Source organism: Oleiharenicola lentus (assembly GCF_051660365.1).
GTDB classification, from domain to species: Bacteria; Verrucomicrobiota; Verrucomicrobiia; order Opitutales; family Opitutaceae; genus Lacunisphaera; species Lacunisphaera lenta_A.
The window spans coordinates 13,623-32,411 of sequence record NZ_JBOZXB010000003.1; the positions used below are offsets into that span (position 1 = coordinate 13,623).

The following is an 18,789-nucleotide window of genomic DNA, read 5'->3' on the forward strand; positions in this document are numbered from 1 at the left end:
CGCCGGTGAGTTCGAGGCCCACGCGATTCCCACTGACATTGTCGCCGACAAAAATCGTGACGTTCGCGCCCACGATCACGCGGGTGGTGACGCCATTCACGGTGGCCGACTTGAAGCTGAAGTCTCCGGTGATCTCGATGCCGGGGAAAGAAATCCTGAGGTCGTTAAGCACGATGCGCGTATAACGGCCCGCTTCGAGCCGCACCGTGCCAAAGACACCTTCCGCGGTGACCGCTTGGTTCGTGTCGTTCATCTCGAACACGAGCGTTGCACCGGCGGAGAAGACGCCGAAGGAGAGATTGGCCGTGAACGAGAGCGAACCCGCGAGGCCGGCGTCAGAGATGACGAACAAGCCTTGCGCGTCCTCGATATTGATCGGGCTGCCACCACTGCCCTGTCCGATAAATCCAGGGATTTCGATATCCGCGCCGGAAATCACGATGAGCTTCGCGCCGGCGGTGCTGGTGGTTTGCTCGAACGAGAAGCGACCCTTCAGCGTAATGCCGAGCACCGTGACATCGAGCGGATTGGCCACCACCCGCACCAGCGAGCCGGCGGCGACATCGAAGTGGAACGTGGTCCCGCCCACGATGACGGTTTGATTTACCGCCGCGGTGAGGTTGGCGAGCGTGACCGTAAAGACGCTGTTGTTGATCGAAACGCCCGGGACATTTTGCAGCGCGACCGTAGCGGTGAGCGTTGCCACGTAACCGGCCGAAGTGAGCAGGAACGCGCCGGAGCCGTGCGTGATGCTAAGGTAATCCTTCGTGCCGTCGCCCAGCGCGGTGGAGAAATTATCGACGCCGATCTTGATGATCGACTGGCCGGCCGCATCGGTGCCCTTCGAGAAGGAGAAGTCACCCTCGATGCGAATCACATTGCCGAGATTGACCGCAAGGCCGAGCGCGGTGAAGGCGATGAACGGCTGGGCCGCGGTGCCGAGTTCAGGCGTGAGCGGAGCACTGATGCCATTGATCTCGAGATCCATCGGATCTGCCGAGAAGTCGATGCCACTCGTGTTGTATTGGAGCGTGATCGAATCGACCGTGACGCCCGCAAAATCGAGACCGGTGAGATAAAATTCGCCGCTCGCCTCGAGCGCCACCGTGCTATCCGAGAAGATCGCCAAGGCCAGCGCACCATTCTCGATGCCGACCGCAAAGTCGCCCACCGCGAGGCCGGCATTCACGTTCTCGGCCACCACCAACAAGAGGTCATCCGTCTTCTCAAATGCGAACGCCCCGGAGATCGTCACAAAGTTGGCGATGCTCAAACGACCATCGCCCACAGAAACGCCCAGCAATTTTTCGCTGAACGCGAGCTTCACATCACCGTTGCCCGTGCCGACCGTGAGGCCGCCGCCGGACAATTTGGTGAAGTCAACCGCCGGGGGCGCGGTGGCGGTCGGGCCGCTCGCTTGATTGTAGGAAACTGTGATGTCGTTCAGCTCGAAATCCAATGCATCGGGCAAGCCGACAAATGCGGCGCTGCCGGCAGTGACGCTCAACGCGGTGTAGCGCGTGAGATCTGACACGGCAACCGGAGTGAGCATCGCGAGCGCCATCGTGACATTGCCAAACGCGATGCCGATCGCCCCGTCGGCATTCGGTGTGTCGCCGGCGTCGATGACGCCGTCGTCGTTGCTGTCGTTCCAATACGGGCCGCCGATGCCGGCGAAGACGTAGGCATTCGACGCGCCGAAGGTCAGCGTGTTGACCATCTTCTTGGCACCGGTGGTATCGGTGACTTCAACTTGCGGGCCTTTCTCGAACGAGAAGCCGCCACGCACGTAGATGAATTGCGAGAGGCTGAGCGTCGCATCTTGCACCGTGACGCGAAGTAGCTTGCTGGCGAAATCGAGCGTGACCGGAACGCCGCCGGTGGCGACTTCGAGACCGCCGGTGCCGATGCTGGAAAGGTCAAGCACCGGCGCGCTCGGGTTGGTGGAGCGCACGCTGTTCACGTCGATCGAAACCCCGTTTGTTTCCAAGGTGAGCCCCGAGATCCCGACCAAACGCGCAGTCGCGGCTTCGGCCGACATCGCAAAATAGCTGTCCGTATCGGCAACATCAGTCGGCTTGAAAAGTGCCAGGCCGAGACGCACCCCGCCGACGGCCACGCCCACCGCACCCGCCGAAGCCGGCACGTCGGCGCTGGTGATCTTCCCGTCGTTATTCGAATCCGTCCAATACGGGCCGCCGATCCCAGCGAACACGTAAGCATCGGCGGTGCCGAATGTGAGGACGGTAACTTCCTTTTCCGGCGCGCCGTTCGCGGTCGTTTTCACATCGAGCACCCTGCCCTGCTCCAACGAGAACGCGCCACGCACATAGATAAATTCCGAGACGACGAAGGTGGCGTCGCCGATCTCCACGCGGAGCAGGCGCGACGTGTAGTCGAGATCGATCGTGCCGTTGCCGGTCGAGACGGGCAGTTTGCCGTCTTCGAGTTTGGAGAAATCAATCACCGGCGGATTAGCGTCTGCATTGAGCGTATCGCTCGCCGTGTTCACCTCGATGGTGATGTCGTTTGCGACGATGGTCAGCAGGCTGCCGAGGCCAATCAGTTCAGCGGAACCCGCTTCCACTTTGAGCGCCGTGTAAGCCGTGCTGTCATTGACGTCAGTTGGCTTGAAGAGCGCGAGGGCGACATTGACGTTGCCCAGCGCGACACCGAGTGCGCCCGCAGCGTTGGGCGTATCGCTGCTGTTCACTACCCCGTCGCCGTTGCTGTCGGTCCAATACGGGCCGCCGACACCGGCGAACACATAAGCATTCGAAAGGCCGAGGGTGAGCACCGAGACTTCTTTCTTTCCGTTGGCGAGATCCGTGATTTCGAGCGAGTCGCTCTTCTCAAGTGAGAACCCGCCGCGGATGTAGATGAATTCGGAAATCGAGATCGTCGCATCCTTCACCGCGACGCGGAAGAGTTGCTTGTTGAACGCGAGCGCGACCGGCGTGCCGCCAGTGACGATGTTCAACGCGCCGCCAGCGAGACTCGAGAAATTGAGCACGGCAGGCGTCGCGTTCGCGTCGTCGAGCTTGGAGGCGGTGTTAATTTCGACGCTGATGCCGCGCGCGGTGATATCGACGCCGACGCCCACGAGGCTGGCGGTTTCAGCGGTGACGGAAAGCGCGGTGTAGCGTGTCTTGTCGGCGAGATTGGTCGGGCGGAACATCGCGAGACCCACGGTCACGTTGCCGAGCGCCAGGCCCATCGCACCGGTGGCATTCGGCGTGTCGGCCGAAGTGATTTTGCCGTCGTCGTTCGAGTCGTTCCAATACGGGCCGCCCACGCCGGCGAACACATAGGCGTTGGACGCGCCGACCGTGATGCCGCGCACGGTGCGCGGGGTGCCGGTTGCATCGTCGAGTGTGATCTTCTGGTCTTGTTCGAACGCGAACGAACCGCGCACGTAAACAAACTCGCCGAGCGTCAGCGTGCCGTCGCCCACCACGACGCGCAGGAGCCGCGAATTAAAGTCGAGGCGCATCTCCTCGCCCGTAGTCGCAACCGCCAGGTAGCCGTTTTCGAGGGAGGTAAAGTTGAGCGAGGCCGGCCATGGCGGCCCGACTTCACCCGGACGCGAGGCGGTGTTGACGTCGATCGAGATATCGTTGGCCACAAGCGTCAGGAAATCGCCCACACCGACGAGCGCAGCAGAATTGGCCTTCGCTTTGAGCGCGGTGTAGCTGGTCTTGTCGGCAGCGTCGGTCGAACTAAAGACTGCGAGACCGAGCGTGACACCGGAAAGCGCGACGCCGAGCGCGTTGGCAGAATCGGGCGTGTCCGCGCTGGTGATCTTCCCATCGTTATTTGAATCGACCCAATACGGGCCACCGATACCGGCGAACGCATAGACATTCGCCATGCCGAAGGTGATTACGTTGAGCGTCTTTGTCGCGCCGGTTGTCGTCTTCACTTCGACCTGACGGCCTTTTTCGAACGTGAAACCGCCGCGCACATAAAGGAATTCGGAAATCGCTAAGGTCGCATCGCCGACGCTCACGCGTGTGAGCGTGGAGTCGTAATCGAGCGTGATGGTCTCGCCACCGGTGAGAATTTCGAAGCCACTGACCAACCCGGCCGCAGTGACAATCTTGGTGAAGTCCAAGGCGGCTGGCGTCGCGCCCACGGTCCGCGAGCGGGCTTGGTTGACCGAAATCTCAATGTCGTGCGCTTCAATGGTGAGGCCATCAATGCCGACAAATTGTGCACCTTCCGCGACCACTTTGAGGCCGAGGTAGCTCGTCGTGCTCGTTAAGTCGGTGGGGGTAAAAATACCGATCGCCACGCTGACCCCCGCGAGAGTGATTCCCACGGCGCCGTCGGCATTCGGCGTGTCCGCCGAAGTGATGCGGCCGTCACCATTGGAGTCATTCCAATAGGGACCGCCGACACCCGCGAACACATGCAGACCGGATCCGCCGAGGGTGAGCGTCGCGACTTCGTGCTCCACGCCCGCCGTGTCCTTGATGGTCTTCACCGGGCCGGTTTCAAACACGACGGCGCCGCGAATGAACACGAATTCCGAAACGATCAGGGTCGCATCGCCGATGGTGACGCGCGTGAGTTTTTCTTCGTGAGCAACATTGACCGGATCCGTGCCCGTGCCGGTGCGCACGGCGAGACCGCTGGTGCCGAAGCGCGTGAAGTCGAACACCGCGGGAGTGGCGTTTGCGTTGGCCCGGTCTTTCGCAGAATTGTATTCAACCAGGATATCGCGCGCTTGAATCGTCAGAAGAGTGCCGAGTCCGACAAACTCCGCGCTGTCCGCTTTCACCGTGAGTCCGGTGTAAACGATCGAGCTCGCGACGTCGCTGCGGGAAAGAATTGCGAGACCCGCCGTGACGCCACCCACGGCAACGCCGATCGCGCCATCAGCTTCCGGTTGGTCTGCGTTGGTAATTTTGCCGTCACCATTGGAATCGACCCAATACGGGCCGCCCACGCCGGCGAAAAGGTAAGCGTCGGAAGAACCGAACGTGAGCACATCATAGGTTTCATCCGGAGCGCCCACCGTGGTCGAAGGCAGCGTGGTTTCCTTTTTCTCGATCGCGAAATTACCCGCGAGCGTGACGAAACCAAACACGTTGATCTGCAAATAACCGCTGGCGCGAACCAGATTACCGTCGGCGCCGGACATATCCAAAGTAACCACGTCACCCACTTGCGTGCCGGTCACGACATCGAGCGGACGCTCGGCCCAATCGATCACGGTGTCGCCGCCCTGCGGATTTACTTCCCCAACCTGCTCGATCTTCAACACTGCATCCGTGCTGGCCACGCTGATCGCGATTTCCATGTTCGCCAGGTTTCGACCCGCGAGGTCGCCTTCGAATTCAACATCCCACTTGCGATGGCCGTATTCGGTGACCGTGACGGTGAGCGTCGCATAGGTGGCTTTCAGCGCATTGAAGATCGCGTCCACGAGCTCTTCCGCAGTGGCGTCGAGTTTGACCGCGCCGCTGGTGAAGACGTGGCCATCGATGCGCAGCGTGACCGTGAACGTGCCGTCCGCGCCTTCGGTGATGACAAGGCGTTGAGTTTCGCCAATCGGGGCCGCCCCCTTCGTGGCGATCGTGACGCCCGCGACGAGCGCCCCCGCCGTGCTCTTTTGCGCGCCGCCGACGGCGGTGGCGGTGAGTTTCGCGGGAGTTCCGCTCGGAGTCGTGAGCACCACCACGAGTTGCGGCGTGCGACCTTGGAAGCTGGAAGGATTGAACGTGATGACGTAAACATCGTCGCCTTCCGCCGACACCGTGCCGGACGAAGCCGGGCTCCAGGCTGCGGTGAGCGCGCGAGCAATCTCGGAAGCCGACGCGCCGATCTTCAGCAACGCAGTCGTGTAGGTGATGCCGTTATCCGTGATGCGCAGTTGGAACGTGCCGCCATTCGGGGAGACCAACGTGACTTCCTGTTTTTGGCCCGTGGACGGCGTGCCGTCGCTCACGCCTTGCACGGAGACGACTGCGGAACTCAAACGCGCGTTGTCCGGAATCATCACCGCGAGATTCTTGACCTTTACGCTGCTGCTAAAGGTGACGACGTAACGTTGACGCGTGATCGTCGACGCTTGGTCAAACGTGACCGTGACGTTGCCCACGCCAACCGTGACTAGATTCTCCAGTGCCTGGCGGATGTAGCGGGCATTGCTCGTGACATCGCTGGCGGCAAAACGGATGGCGACGGTGTCGACGCCGTTGAGCGAAAGCGTGTAGGTGCCGGAACCGCGCAACAGCGGATTGTCGATGATGATGGCCTGGACTTCCGAAGAACCGGCGACTGAATTGGCGATGATTTCGACGTGAGTATTGATGTCCGGCAACAGCGTGTTGACCGTAAGGCCGTTCACCGGACGGCCCGTAAGCGCCCCGATGAACTCGATCGTGAAGCCGGCAGCGCGCGTGCCGGTAATCGCCACATTACCCGCGCCGATGCCGTCGAGCGATTCGAGCGCGAGTTTGAGCGAGTTGAGAATCTGCGCGTTGGTGTTGGTCTCGCTGACGATCAGCACCGCGGAGTCGGTGCCATAGCGGAACGTCAACGTGGCCCCGGCGGTGCCGAGCGAGAGCGAGTAGATTGCGTTTTGAATAACGCCCGAAGAGACGACGCGCGCGCGAATCAGGGCCACATCCGTCGCGGCCAGTGAGCCGCCAAAAGCGACTTTGAAGCGGCGGTTCGTCGCGGTGGAGGCGGCATCGACGGTAACGCTCACCTGCCCTGCTCCGATGCTCGAAAGCGCGGAGAGCGCGGCTTGAATTGCCGCCGCTTGGTCGGCCGCATTGGCCACGAGTTGGATCACCGTGGTGGTTTGCGTGCCGTAGCTCAAGGTGAACGAACCGTAAGTGTCAGCCGCTCCCATCAGGGTCAGCACCTGCACCGCGTTGAAGCCGGCAACCGCAGCTTGGGTTTCGGTGACCGTCGCCGTCAGCACTGGCGCAGTCGTGCGGACCGCCAAGCCAGTGACATCGTGGCCTTGCAGCGCACCAATGAACTCGATAATGAAACCTTCGCCGCGACTGCCGATGACGCGGACGTTGCCTGCGCCGATGCCAGTAATTGATTCCAAGCTGGTGCGCAGCATGTCCGCGATGGCGGAATCATTTTCGGCGCCGCTGAGCACAAACGACTGCGTGGAGCTGCCGAGCGTGAAAGCGACCGTGCCCACGGTGCCGGCGAGATCGAGGTTCAACACCGTGTTGTGCGAAGAACTGGTGTTGCGATTCACCTCCACGAGAATACCCGTCGCGGTAACTTCGAATCCGGTGATGCCGATGAAAGTCACTTCCTCGGCCGAAGCTTTCAGGGCCAGCCAACGCCACGCCGGATTCGCGCGATCCGCCACGAGCGCAAGCGCGAGTTCGCCTTGCGTGAGGCGCAGGCCGATGGCGTCCGACGCGCCACCGTTCACACCGGCAAAGGCATCGACGCGCGTAGCGCCGATGGTGAGCAAGTCGGCATCGACCATTGTATCGTCGGCATCCGCGAGTTGCACCGTGCCGCGTGATTTCTCGAAGGCGAAGCTGCCGCTGACCGTGAAGAAGTCGGCGATCGACAGCGTGAGATCACCCGCTGCGCGCAACAGGTTGCCCTTGGCGCCGTCGAAATCGAATTTCACCGCCGTCGGCTCAAAGCCGAGCGTCGTGTGCGTGTAATCGATGACCAAATCCGCCGAGTCGCGCCCAGCGAGCGTGTTATTGAAGCGGTTGAGTTCGACCGTGAGCGTATCGCCGGAAACTTGGAAACCAGGCACGCCGACCACGCTGAAATTATTTGCGACCGCTTTTGCCGTGGTCCAGCTGACGGCGGTGTTGTCGATCTCGCCGTTAAAGAGTGCGAGCGCGAAGGTCGCCCCGGTGAGGCTGAAACCCATCGCATAACCGGAATCAGCGGGGCCGTTGACGCCGACGAAGGCGTTCACATTCGAGCCACTCACTGAAAGCAATTCCGTAGCCACCTTCGACCCGTTCGCGAGGGTCACTTCCTGCTCCGTCTTCTCGAAGGTGAAGAAACCGGAGAGCTGCACAAAACCAAAGACATCAAGATTTACCTGGCCGGAGGCGCGCAGGGTTTCGCCATTGGCCGAGGACAAAGCCACGATGCGCTCGGTCGTCGGACCGGTGGTGACCGTCACGGGCGCGGCGGCCAAATTTGCGATCGTGTTGTCGAGAGCTGATTGGTTGATCGCGATCGAGATCGTGCTGGCTTCAACCGTGAGCCCGTTGACACCGATGAAGGCGGCGCGGCCAGCCTCCGCTTCGAGCGTCGTCCACGTGAGTGTGGGATCGGCTTTCGAACTTTGAATGATGAGCGCGAGGTCGACCTGTTCCAGCTGGAAGCCGAGTTGCGGTGAACCGTTTTTATCAGGAAGACCGGCGAATGCATCAATGCCATGCGCGCCGATCGTCAGGCGGTTGACCGCGACTTCTGTATTATTATTTAGCTTCGTAACGCCGTCGCTCTTGCTGAACGCGAGGTCACCCGAAAACTGCACGAAGCCATAGAGATTAATTTCCATGCGACCGATTGCGCGCAGCAACGGGCCGTCAACGGAATCAAACGCGAGCGCCATCTCGGTCGAACTGGACGTCGGCACGACAAACGGCTTTGCGGAGAAATTGATAACGTTCGGTTCGTTGTTGGAATCGACCTCGATCTCGCGATTAATCTCCACCGTGAGTGTCTTCACCGCGAGCGAGACGTCCGTGATGCCAATGAAACTCGCGGTCGCGGCGGTGGCGCGCAACGCATCCCACTCGCGCGGGATGAAGGTCACGGCATCGTCCTCCGAGAGTTTTTCGACAAAGTAAGCATAGGCGAAGTCGACGCCAGTGAGTCGCAGCCCCACCGCGCCGGCCTGTGTGCCTGGGCCGTTGACACCGACAAACGCGTTGAGATTTTTGCCGCCAACCGTGAGCGCACGCACGCTGACTTCCGTATTGTCGGACAACTTGACGGTTTCCGTGGCTTGGCGGAACGCGAGGCCACCGGAAACGTAGAAGAAGCCACCGACCGTAATATTGATGGTGCCGCCAATTTCGAGCAACTGACCGAACTCGCCGGCTAAATCGAACTCCACCGTGGCAGACGGCCCGACCAAAACCGCGAGCGCTTCGGTGCTGTAATCGATCACGCGCAGGTCTGCATCATCCGTCGTAGGCACGCCGGTGACTTGATTGAGTTTGATGACGAGTTCGTCCGCGCTGACTTGCAGCCCGCTGAAACCGACGAGACTGAAACTCTCGACCGTGGCCTTGAACGTCGTCCAACGCAGGTCCTTGAGATTCGCCTGCTCCGTGTTTGGCGTGAAGAGACCGAGCGCAAATTCCACGCCGCTGAAACCGAAACCAATTGCGCCGTCATTGTCCGCCGGGCCGTTCACGCCGGCGAAGCCGGTCACGTTCGTGCCGCCGATCGTGAGCATCGTGGTTTCCAGTTTGGTGCCATCCGCCAGCGTGACGTTTTGCGGAGCCGAACGCAGCGCAAACGTGCCGCTCAAGAAAATAAAATCTCCGAGCACCAGTTCGGCGTGGCCGATGGTGACGAGGCGAAGTTCGTCACTGAAATTGATCAGAATACTCTCGCCGCCTGTCAGCACGGTGAGCCCGCCGCCGGTCATGTTACTGAAATCGCCCGCGCGGATCGCGCCGCTCGTATCTTTCGCGTAGTTTAGGGCTACCGTGATGTCGGTGGCTTTGAGCGTGAAGACGCTTTCGAAACCGACGAACGCCGCAGAGGCGGCGTGCAGCTTCAGCGCAATATAAGTAACCGGAGTCGTCACGCCGGTTTGCTTTAACATCACGAGCGCAGCATTGACGCCACCGATGGCGATACCCGCCGCACCGGCCGCAGCTGGAGTGTCGCTGGCGTTGATCACGCCGTCGTCATTGGAATCGACCCAATACGGCCCGCCGACACCGGCGAAGACGTGCGCATTGGAGAAACCGAGCGTGATGACATCGAGGTCGCGCTCGTCTCCGTTGGGCAGTTCCTCAACCACCGGCACGCCCTTCTCCAGAGCAAAGCCGCCACTCACATAAATGAAGTCAGCGAGTTGAACCGTGGCGCTCTCCGCAGTGACGCGCAGCAACGCATGGTCGAAGTCGATCAACACATTTTCGCCACCAGTCAGCACCGTGAGGCCGCCGCCGTCCATGCCGGAGAAGTCGCCCGCGACGACTTTGTTGCTCGGATCGTTGGCGCGATTGACTTCGACGGTGATGTTGGCGGCTTTGGCCACGAGGAAGTTTTCAAATCCAACGAGCGCGGCAGACGCGGCTTCCGCTTTCAACGCGACGTAAGTCGCGGGAGCAGCGACCCCAGTTTGTTTGAGAAGTGCGAGGCCGAAGGTCACGCCACCGAGCGCGATGCCCACGGCACCATCAGCGAGCGGCTCGTCGTTGTCATCGATCACACCGTCGCTGTTCGAGTCCGTCCAATACGGCCCGCCGAGGCCGGCGAACACGTGAGCGTTGGAGGCGCCGATCTTGATCACGTCCAGGGTGCGCGTGGTGTTGTCGGGCAACACTTCGACGACCGACGGGCTGCGCTCATAAGCGAAGCCGCCGCGAACATAGATGAATTGAGAAATGGCGATGGTCGCATCGGCCACCACGACGCGCGTGAGCGGAAGATCGTAAGCGAGCGTAATTTTTTCGCCACCCGTGAGGACGGCGAGACCGCCGCCTTCGAAACGATTGAAATCAAACACATCCGGTGTCGCGTTCGGGTGGTCGCGATCGACCGCCTTGTTGATTTCGACCGTGATGTTGCGCGCATCAATCGTGAGCAATCCGGCGAGGCCGACGAAGGACGCCGAATCCGCATGAACTTGCAGTGCAGTGTAGGTGATCGACGGCGCGCTCTGATTAACGAGTAGAGCGAGCGCGGTGTTCACGCCACCCACGGCGATACCGATGGCACCATTGGCAGCGGGCGTGTCGGCGGCAGTGATTGCGCCATCATTATTAGAGTCGACCCAATACGGCCCGCCGATGCCGGCGAAAAGGTAAGCGTCTGCAGAACCGATCGTGAGGATATCGTAGGTTTCTTCCGCCCCGCCCTCTTCCGTCGATGGAATTGTGTTTTCCTTTTTCTCGAAGGCGAATTTGCCCGCGATGGTCGCGAAACCGAATACTTGAATTTGGAGATTCGCGCTGGCACGCACCACGTTGCCGTCGTCGCCGGAAATTTCGATTTCGACCTTATCGTCGACGTTCGGGCCGGTGATGATCGTCAGCGGTTGCGCTTCCCAATCGATTACCGTTTCGCCGCCCTGCGGGTTTACGACGCCCACTTGTTCGGTAGCCAGATCCGCGTTGGTGATGACAACACTGACGGCGATTTCCATGTTCGCCAAATTGCGTCCCGCGAGCGCGCCTTCGAATTCAATATCCCAGACGCGATGGCCGTATTCGGTGACCGTGACGGTGAGCGTCGCGTAGGTGGTTTTCAGCGAGTTGAAGATCGCGTCGACGAGTTCCTCCGCGGTCGCATCGAGGCTGACGGCGGCGCTGGTGAAAACATGTCCGTCGATCCGCAGCGTGACGGTGAACGTGCCGTTAGCGCCCTCAGTGATGACGAGGTGCTGAGTTTCACCGGTGGCGGAGGCACCTTTGGTCTTGGTGCCAGCGGTCACGAGCAGCGCACCGGCGAGCGAGCTCGTCGAACCGCCGGTTTGCGTGAGGTTTAGTTTCGCGGGCGTGCCGGACGCGACGGCGGAAACGACGATGAGCGCCGGATTGCGGCCTTCGAAACTCGTCGGGTTGAAGCTGATGACGTAAGCGGTATCGGATTCTTTTTCGACGGTGCCGGAAGAAGCGGGACTCCACGCGGCGGTCAGCGCCCGCGCGACATCGGAAGCAGAAGCGCCGATCTTCAGCGACGCGGTGATGTAGGTCGTGCCGTTGTCGGTGATCTGCAGGCGGAAAGTGCCGCCTTCTTCCGCAATGATGGTGATGCGCTGACTGGCGCGGGCGGCGGAAACACCGTCCTGCACGCCTTCGATCGAGACAATCGCGCCATGGAGGCGGGTGTTGTCGACCGTGGCGGTGGGGAAATTGCGACCGGCGACGCCATTACGGAAAGTGACGACGTAGCGCTGATGCGTAATCGTGGAAGACTGATCATAAACCACGGTCACATTGCCATCGCCGATGATCGGCAAGGCAGCGAGCGCTTCGCGGATGCGGCGGGAATTATTCTCAATGTCGTTGTTCGCGAAACGGATGGTCGAAGTCGTATAGTTGCCAACACTCAGCGTGAAGGTGCCCGATGCGGACAGGCTGGCGTCGATGATGATCGCTTGGATTTCATTTGCGCTCGTGCCGCTGCTGTTGAGCTGAAGCACGGTCGTCTGCACTGGCGGATACGCCGTCGTGACCGAAAGGCCGGCGACCGGCTGACGAGCGAGCGTGCCGATGAACTCGATGGTGAAACCCGCGGAGCGCGTGCCGGTGACTTGGACGTTGCCGGTGCCAACAGTGTCGAGTGATTCAAGACCGAGCTTGAGTGCGTCGATGATCGCGCTGTTTGAGTCAGTGTCGTAGATGACGACGATGGCGGAATCGCCGTTGCGCGAGAAGGTCAGCGTGGAAGTGGCGGAGCCGAGGGTCAGCGTATAGCGCGTGTTAACAACGATACCGCTGACGACATTGCGCACCGCGATTTCCGGCACGTCCTGCGCCGCGAGCGCGCCCTTGAAGGTGACGGCGAAAACGCGCTTCGTGGCGGTGGAGCCACTCGCTTCTGCAACCGTAACATTGCCCGTGCCAATTGTGGAAAGTGCGGCAAGCGCCGATTGGATTGCCGCCGCGAGCGCAATCGGATCGGCTTGGTAATTGATCGTTCCGGTAAGTTGGCTGCCAAATCTCAGGGCGAAGGATCCTTGCGCGGAAGGACTGATGGCGAGCGTGAGCAGTTGGACTTCGTTGACGCCAGGTCGGGCCGCCGTGCCTTCGGTAACCGTCGCCGTGAGCGTTGGCGCAACCGTGACAACCGAAAGGCCGGTGAGGTCGTGGCCTTGCAGGATGCCGATAAATTCGAGGATGAAACCTTCACCGCGGTTGCCGGTGACGAGCACATTGCCGGCCCCGATGCCAGTGATACCTTCGAGCGCGCTTTGCAGCGAGGCCGCGATCTGAGAGTCGTTTTCGTCGCCGGTGAGTTCGAGCGAACCAGAGGAACCGCCGAGTGTGAAAGTCACCGTGCCCAACGTGCCGGCAAGATCGAGCGCGAGGACCGTGTTATGCGAAGAACTGGTGTTGCGGTTCACCTCGACCAAAACGCCGGTGCCTTCGATGACGAGTCCATCGACGCCGACGAACGCCAGGCGGTCTGCGCTCGCCTGCACGGCCATCCAACGCCAACCCGGATTCGCGCGATTGGCAACCAGCGCGAGTGCGATCTGACCTTGCTCAAGCTTGAGACCAACTGCGTCATCCGAGCCGCCGTTAATTCCGGCGAACGCGTCGACGCGGGTGGCGCCGATCATAAGGAGGTCTGCGTCGACCAGCGTGCTGTTGGCATCCGCGAGGCGAACGGTGCCGCGTGATTGTTCGAAGGCAAATCCGCCGGTGACCGAAAAGAAATTGGCGACTGAAATGGTGAGGTCACCTGCAGCGCGGGTGAGGTTGCCTTTGGAACCTTCGAAATCGAACTTCGCGTCGACCGGCTCAAAACCAAGCGTGGTCGTCGTGTAATCGATGACGAGGTCATCGGAATCGCGGCCCGCCAGAGTATTATTAAAGCGATTCAGTTCGACCTTCAGCGTGTCGCCGGAAACGACCAAGCCGGGCACGCCGACGACGCTGAAGTTGTCTGCTGACGCTTTAAGCGTCGTCCAGCTGACGGCGGTGTCGTCGATTTCACCGTTGAAGAGCGCGAGCGCGAAGGTCGCGCCGGTCAGGCCGAAGCCCATGGCGTAGCCGGAATCGACCGGGCCGTTCACGCCGACAAACGCGTCGACGTTGGTCCCACTGACCGAAAGAAGTTCGGTCGCGACTTTCGACCCATTTGCGAGCGTTACTTCTTTTTCCGTTTTCTCGAAGGTGAAGAAACCGGAGAGCTGCACAAAGCTGAAGACATCCAAGTTGACCTGACCCGAGGCGCGCAGCGTTTCGCCGTTGGCCGAGGACAACGCGATTGTTCGCGTCGTCGTCGGGCCAGTGGTGACTGTGACCGGCGCGGCAGCGAGGTTCGCGATGCTGTGGTCGATGGCGGCTTGATTGATCGCAATCTTGATCGTGCTCGCTTCAACGGTAAGGCCCTCGACTCCGATAAACGCCACGCGGCCGGCCTCGGCTTCCAGCGAGGTCCACGCCAGGGTGGGATCGGCTTTCGACGTTTGGATGACGAGCGCGAGGTCGACTTGCTCCAACTTAAAGCCGAGTTGCGGTGCGCCGCTTTCGTCCGCGAGACCGGCAAAAGCATCGATGCCGTGCGCGCCAATCGTCAGGCGATCGACCGCGACCTCGGTGTTGGCTGCGCCCACTTTGACGATGCCGTCACTCTTGCTGAACGCGAGGTCACCGGAGAATTGGACAAAGCCGAAAAGATTAATTTCCATCCGGCCGATCGCGCGGGTCAGCGGGCCGTCTTCGGAATCGAAATCAAGCGCGAGTGTGCTCGTGCTGGAAGTGGCGACTTCGAGCGGCGCGGCCGAGAAGTTGATCACGTTGGGATCGTTGTCCGGGTCGACCTCGATCTCGCGATTGATTTCCACTGTCACGGTCTTGACCGCGAGCGTCAGGCCGCTGACCCCGGTGAAACTCGCGCTTTCCGCCGTGGCACGAAGCGCGTCCCATTCGCGCGGTATATAGAGCGCGGCGTCAGCCTCGGAAAGTTTCTCGTTAAAATAAGCGTAGGCAAACGTCACGCCCGTGAGACTCAAGCCGACGGCACCGCTCGCGGTGGCCGGTCCGTTCACGCCGGCAAAGGCAGTGAGATTGCGGCCGCCGACGGTCAGCATGTTCGCGGTGACGGTCGTATTGTCGGCCAGTTTGACCTGTGCCAGCGACTTGCGGAATGCGAGATCACCGGAAACGTGGAAGAAGCGGCCCACGGTGAGCGTGAGGTTGCCGCCCACTTGGAGGAGTTCGCCGTCTGATCCGGCGAAAGCCAGGTTGAGGCTGGTCGAGCTGCTCGTCGCGACGGTGAATGGCTTATCCGCGTAATCGATGACGAACTGATCGGCATCTTCTCCCTCACGGAGCCCGAACACTCTATTAATAGAGACGGAAAGCGCGGCACCGGAAACCGCGATGCTCGGCAGACCGAGGAGCGTGAATCCATTGGCGGTCGCATAGAGACTCTGCCAGCTAAGTCCTTCCATCGCGGTCTCGGAGGCGTCCGGCGTGAACAGCGCGAGGCCAAACGTGAGTCCGGTGAGTTGGAAGCCGCGAGCATTCGCCGCATCGGCCGGGCCGTTGATGCCGGCAAATCCCGTGAGGTCGTGCCCACCAAGGCGCAGGGCGTTGACCTTCACTTCCGTGCCGTTGGCCAGCGTGACCGTTTCGTGCGAACGAACGAGCGAGAAGCCACCGCTAATCGTGAGGAAGCTGGAGACACCGATGGTGGCTTGGCCGACTTGGACGCGGGTGACTTCGTCTTCGAAATCGATGAGGATGTCCTCGCCTCCCGTTTTGACGGTAAGGCCGCCGCCAGTCATGTTGCTAAAATCACCCGCGCGAATCACGCCGGCAGGATCGTAAGCTTTGTTCACTTCAACCACGAGATTGCGCAACGTCACGGTGAACGCACCGCCGAACCCGACCCACGACGCAGTGGCAGCGGACACTTTCATCGCGAGGTATTGCACGGCATCAGCCGCCGCGACGCCAGTTTGACGCAGGAGCACGAGCCCGAAATTCACACCGCTGAATGCGACACCCGCCGCGCTGGCATCAGGCGTATCCGTGCCGTCGATCGTGCCGTCATCGTTGGAATCGTTCCAATACGGGCCGCCAGTTCCGGCGAAAAGGTGGACGTTGGACGCGCCCACCGTGAGCACGTCCAAATCGCGCTCCGTGCCATCGTCTAACGTTTCAACGACCGGCAGGCCCTTCTCGAAAGCAAAACCACCGCTCATGTAAATGAACTCGGTAATTTGAATGGTCGCTTGGCCCACGCTGGCCCGCAGCACTGCGCGATCGAAGTCGATGAGGATGCTCTCCCCACCCGTCACCACCGTGAGCCCGCCACCGTCCATGGCACTGAAGTCACCGGCGACGATGCGATCAGCCGGGTCGTCGGCGCGGTTCACTTCAATATCAATATCCGAAGCGCTCACGACCAGCGTGGTCGAAAAACCAATGAAGGAGGCACTTTCGGCGTGCGCCTTTAGCGCTATGTATTCTACCGCATCAGCGGCCGGCACGCCGGTCTGGCGTAAAAGGGCCAAGCCGAGATTGACGCCGGAAAGCGCGAGACCGATGACGCCGTCAGAAATCGGGGTGTCATCGCTGGTGACGGCCCCATCATTATTGGAGTCTGTCCAATACGGCCCACCGACGCCGATAAACACATGAGCGTTGGCCATGCCCACGACGAGCGCATCCAATTCACGGACGGCGCCGCCTTCGAGTTGTTCGCCGATATCCGGCGTGAAATCGAAACCAAAACCGCCACGGATAAAGATGAACCCGCTCAACACCAGCGTCGCATCCTTGCTGGATGCGCGAAGGACTTTGGCCGAGAAATCAAAAAAGACCGCATCGCCGCCGGTCGCGAGCGAAAGGCCGCCGCCATCGAACTTCGAGAAATTGATTACCGGCGAACCCGCCGCCACGCCACTCACCCCGTTGACCTCGGCCGCAAACCCGGTCGCTGCGAGCGTCACCGCGTCGGCGCCCACCAACGAGGCGCTGTCACCGGAAAGGGAAATCGCATAGTAGCGGGCCGCGTCGGATTTGTCGGACGGCGTGAAGAGTGCGAGCGCGAGATCAACGCCGTCAACCGCGAGACCGACTGAGTTGGCGTCGGGAGTGTCAGCGTTGTCGATGGTGCCGTCGCCGTTGGAATCATTCCAGTAAGGACCGGCAACACCCACGAAGGCACGAGCGCCGGTAAACGTAAGCGCGAGCAACGCGACGTTCTTAGTCGCACCATCGGAAAGCGTGACGTCGCGGTAACCTTGCGGCGCGATCACCATGCCGCCTTCAAACGAGATGAAGCTGCCGACTTGGATGAGCGCTTGTTTCACCGACACGGTCTTGGTGGTCGCAGCGTAGTTGAGCAGCATCGTGCCGCTTCCGACGGCCATCGTGTAACCGCCACCGCCCCGCACCGAGAAGTTGATCGGTGTCGCGGAGTTGCCGGCTGCATCCGTTCCTCGGTTGAGTTCGAGGGTCAGGCCCTTGAGTGAAAAAGTGAACGAGGAACCGAGGCCCAACAATGCCGCCGTGGCCGCCGTGGCTTTGACCGCATAATAAGAAGAGGTGTCGGTCGTGCCGTTTGGCTTGGCCCAAAGGAGGGCCACATCAACCCCCGAAGCCGCCACGCCGGATGCGGCCGTAGCGGGTGTATCGCTGTCGTTGATCACCCCATCGTTGTTGGAATCGATCCAATACGGGCCGCCGGATCCGGCGAACAAACGGGCGTTAGTCGCCGTGAGCGTGAAACCGGAAAGCACTTTGGTCGCAGATCCGACCGTCGCCGAAAAGTCGGTCAGGCGGGTCAAGGTGAACGACCCGGCGAGTTGCGCGAAGCCACTCAGGTTCAGCTCGCCGGTAACCGTGATCGAGGTCAGAGCGAAATACGAGTAGCTAAAAAACTCGCCCATCCGCTGCTTGACGGTATCGCCCGCGAGATTGAAAACGAAGTTGTCGGTGCCGATCGAAAACGAACGCGCGACCAGTTGGATGCGATCGGCTTTTTGCACGATCTCCAAATAGACTTTGCCATCTCCAAAACCAAAGATGCCTTTGGCCTCACTGAACTTTCCGGAGATGCTGCCGAACGTCAGGATGTCGAACACATCACCCACTTCGGGCTTAAAATCATTGTTGAATTTGACCTCTAAATTTCCGGCCAACGTGGCCAGTCCGATTACTTGGATTTGCGTGAACTCACCCGCTGCAGTCCCGCCGATGGTGACTGTAAGTGTTTGCGAAGAGGTTTGGGTGTAGTTCGGAACCGGTGCGGCGGAAGAAGTTACTGCCGTGGGGCTCGGGCTCGCGGGCGGCCCTTGGCCGGAGTTAAGTGAGGTGACAAGTTGCGAAACTGAAGAAGGAACGTCGGGCGAAACCGGCAGTGCCACCGAGGTCGGGGTCGACGTGGTGGAGGTTGAATTCGTGGACGAAACTTCGACCGCGACCGCCACTTGCGCGACGGTTTGCTGGATCGATTCCGTCATTGCAACGGGTGCGGTCGGCGCGAGCGGTGCAGTCGGGCCGGTGGTTTCCGACGATGCTACTTCCGCAACAATCGGCTCCGCGGTAAGCGCGATCAACGAAGTATCGTCGAACAAATCCGATGATGCCGAAACGGCCGCGTTGACCGTCGACGCGTGACCTTGATCGGCCAGCACGAACACCTGCGCGTCATTCGAAGGCGAAGAAATTTCCAACTGACTCAACGGCGTCGCCGACAACAGCAGGCGCGATTCCAACGCTTCGACGGCGAAGGACTGACGGGAGCTGCGAGACGTGTTGGTCGTTCTACTCACACGAAAAATTTCAGATGCGGATGAAAGCTGCGGGGAAACGACGAGCGCAAGCAAATAGGGGGAACTCTTCAGGGAAATTCACCGATTCATGCGCTTCCATTTTCTCCGATGCTGTTGCAAAA

At 60.7% G+C, this 18,789-nt stretch carries 1 pseudogene (cut by a window edge); it reads right to left on the reverse strand.

From position 1 onward, the window contains the following. Positions 1-18,667: pseudogene (locus ACRRQW_RS19500) on the reverse strand (hypothetical protein) (its annotated part extends 13,622 nt beyond the left edge of the window); the annotation flags it as partial. Positions 18,668-18,789: the final 122 nt, after the last annotated feature.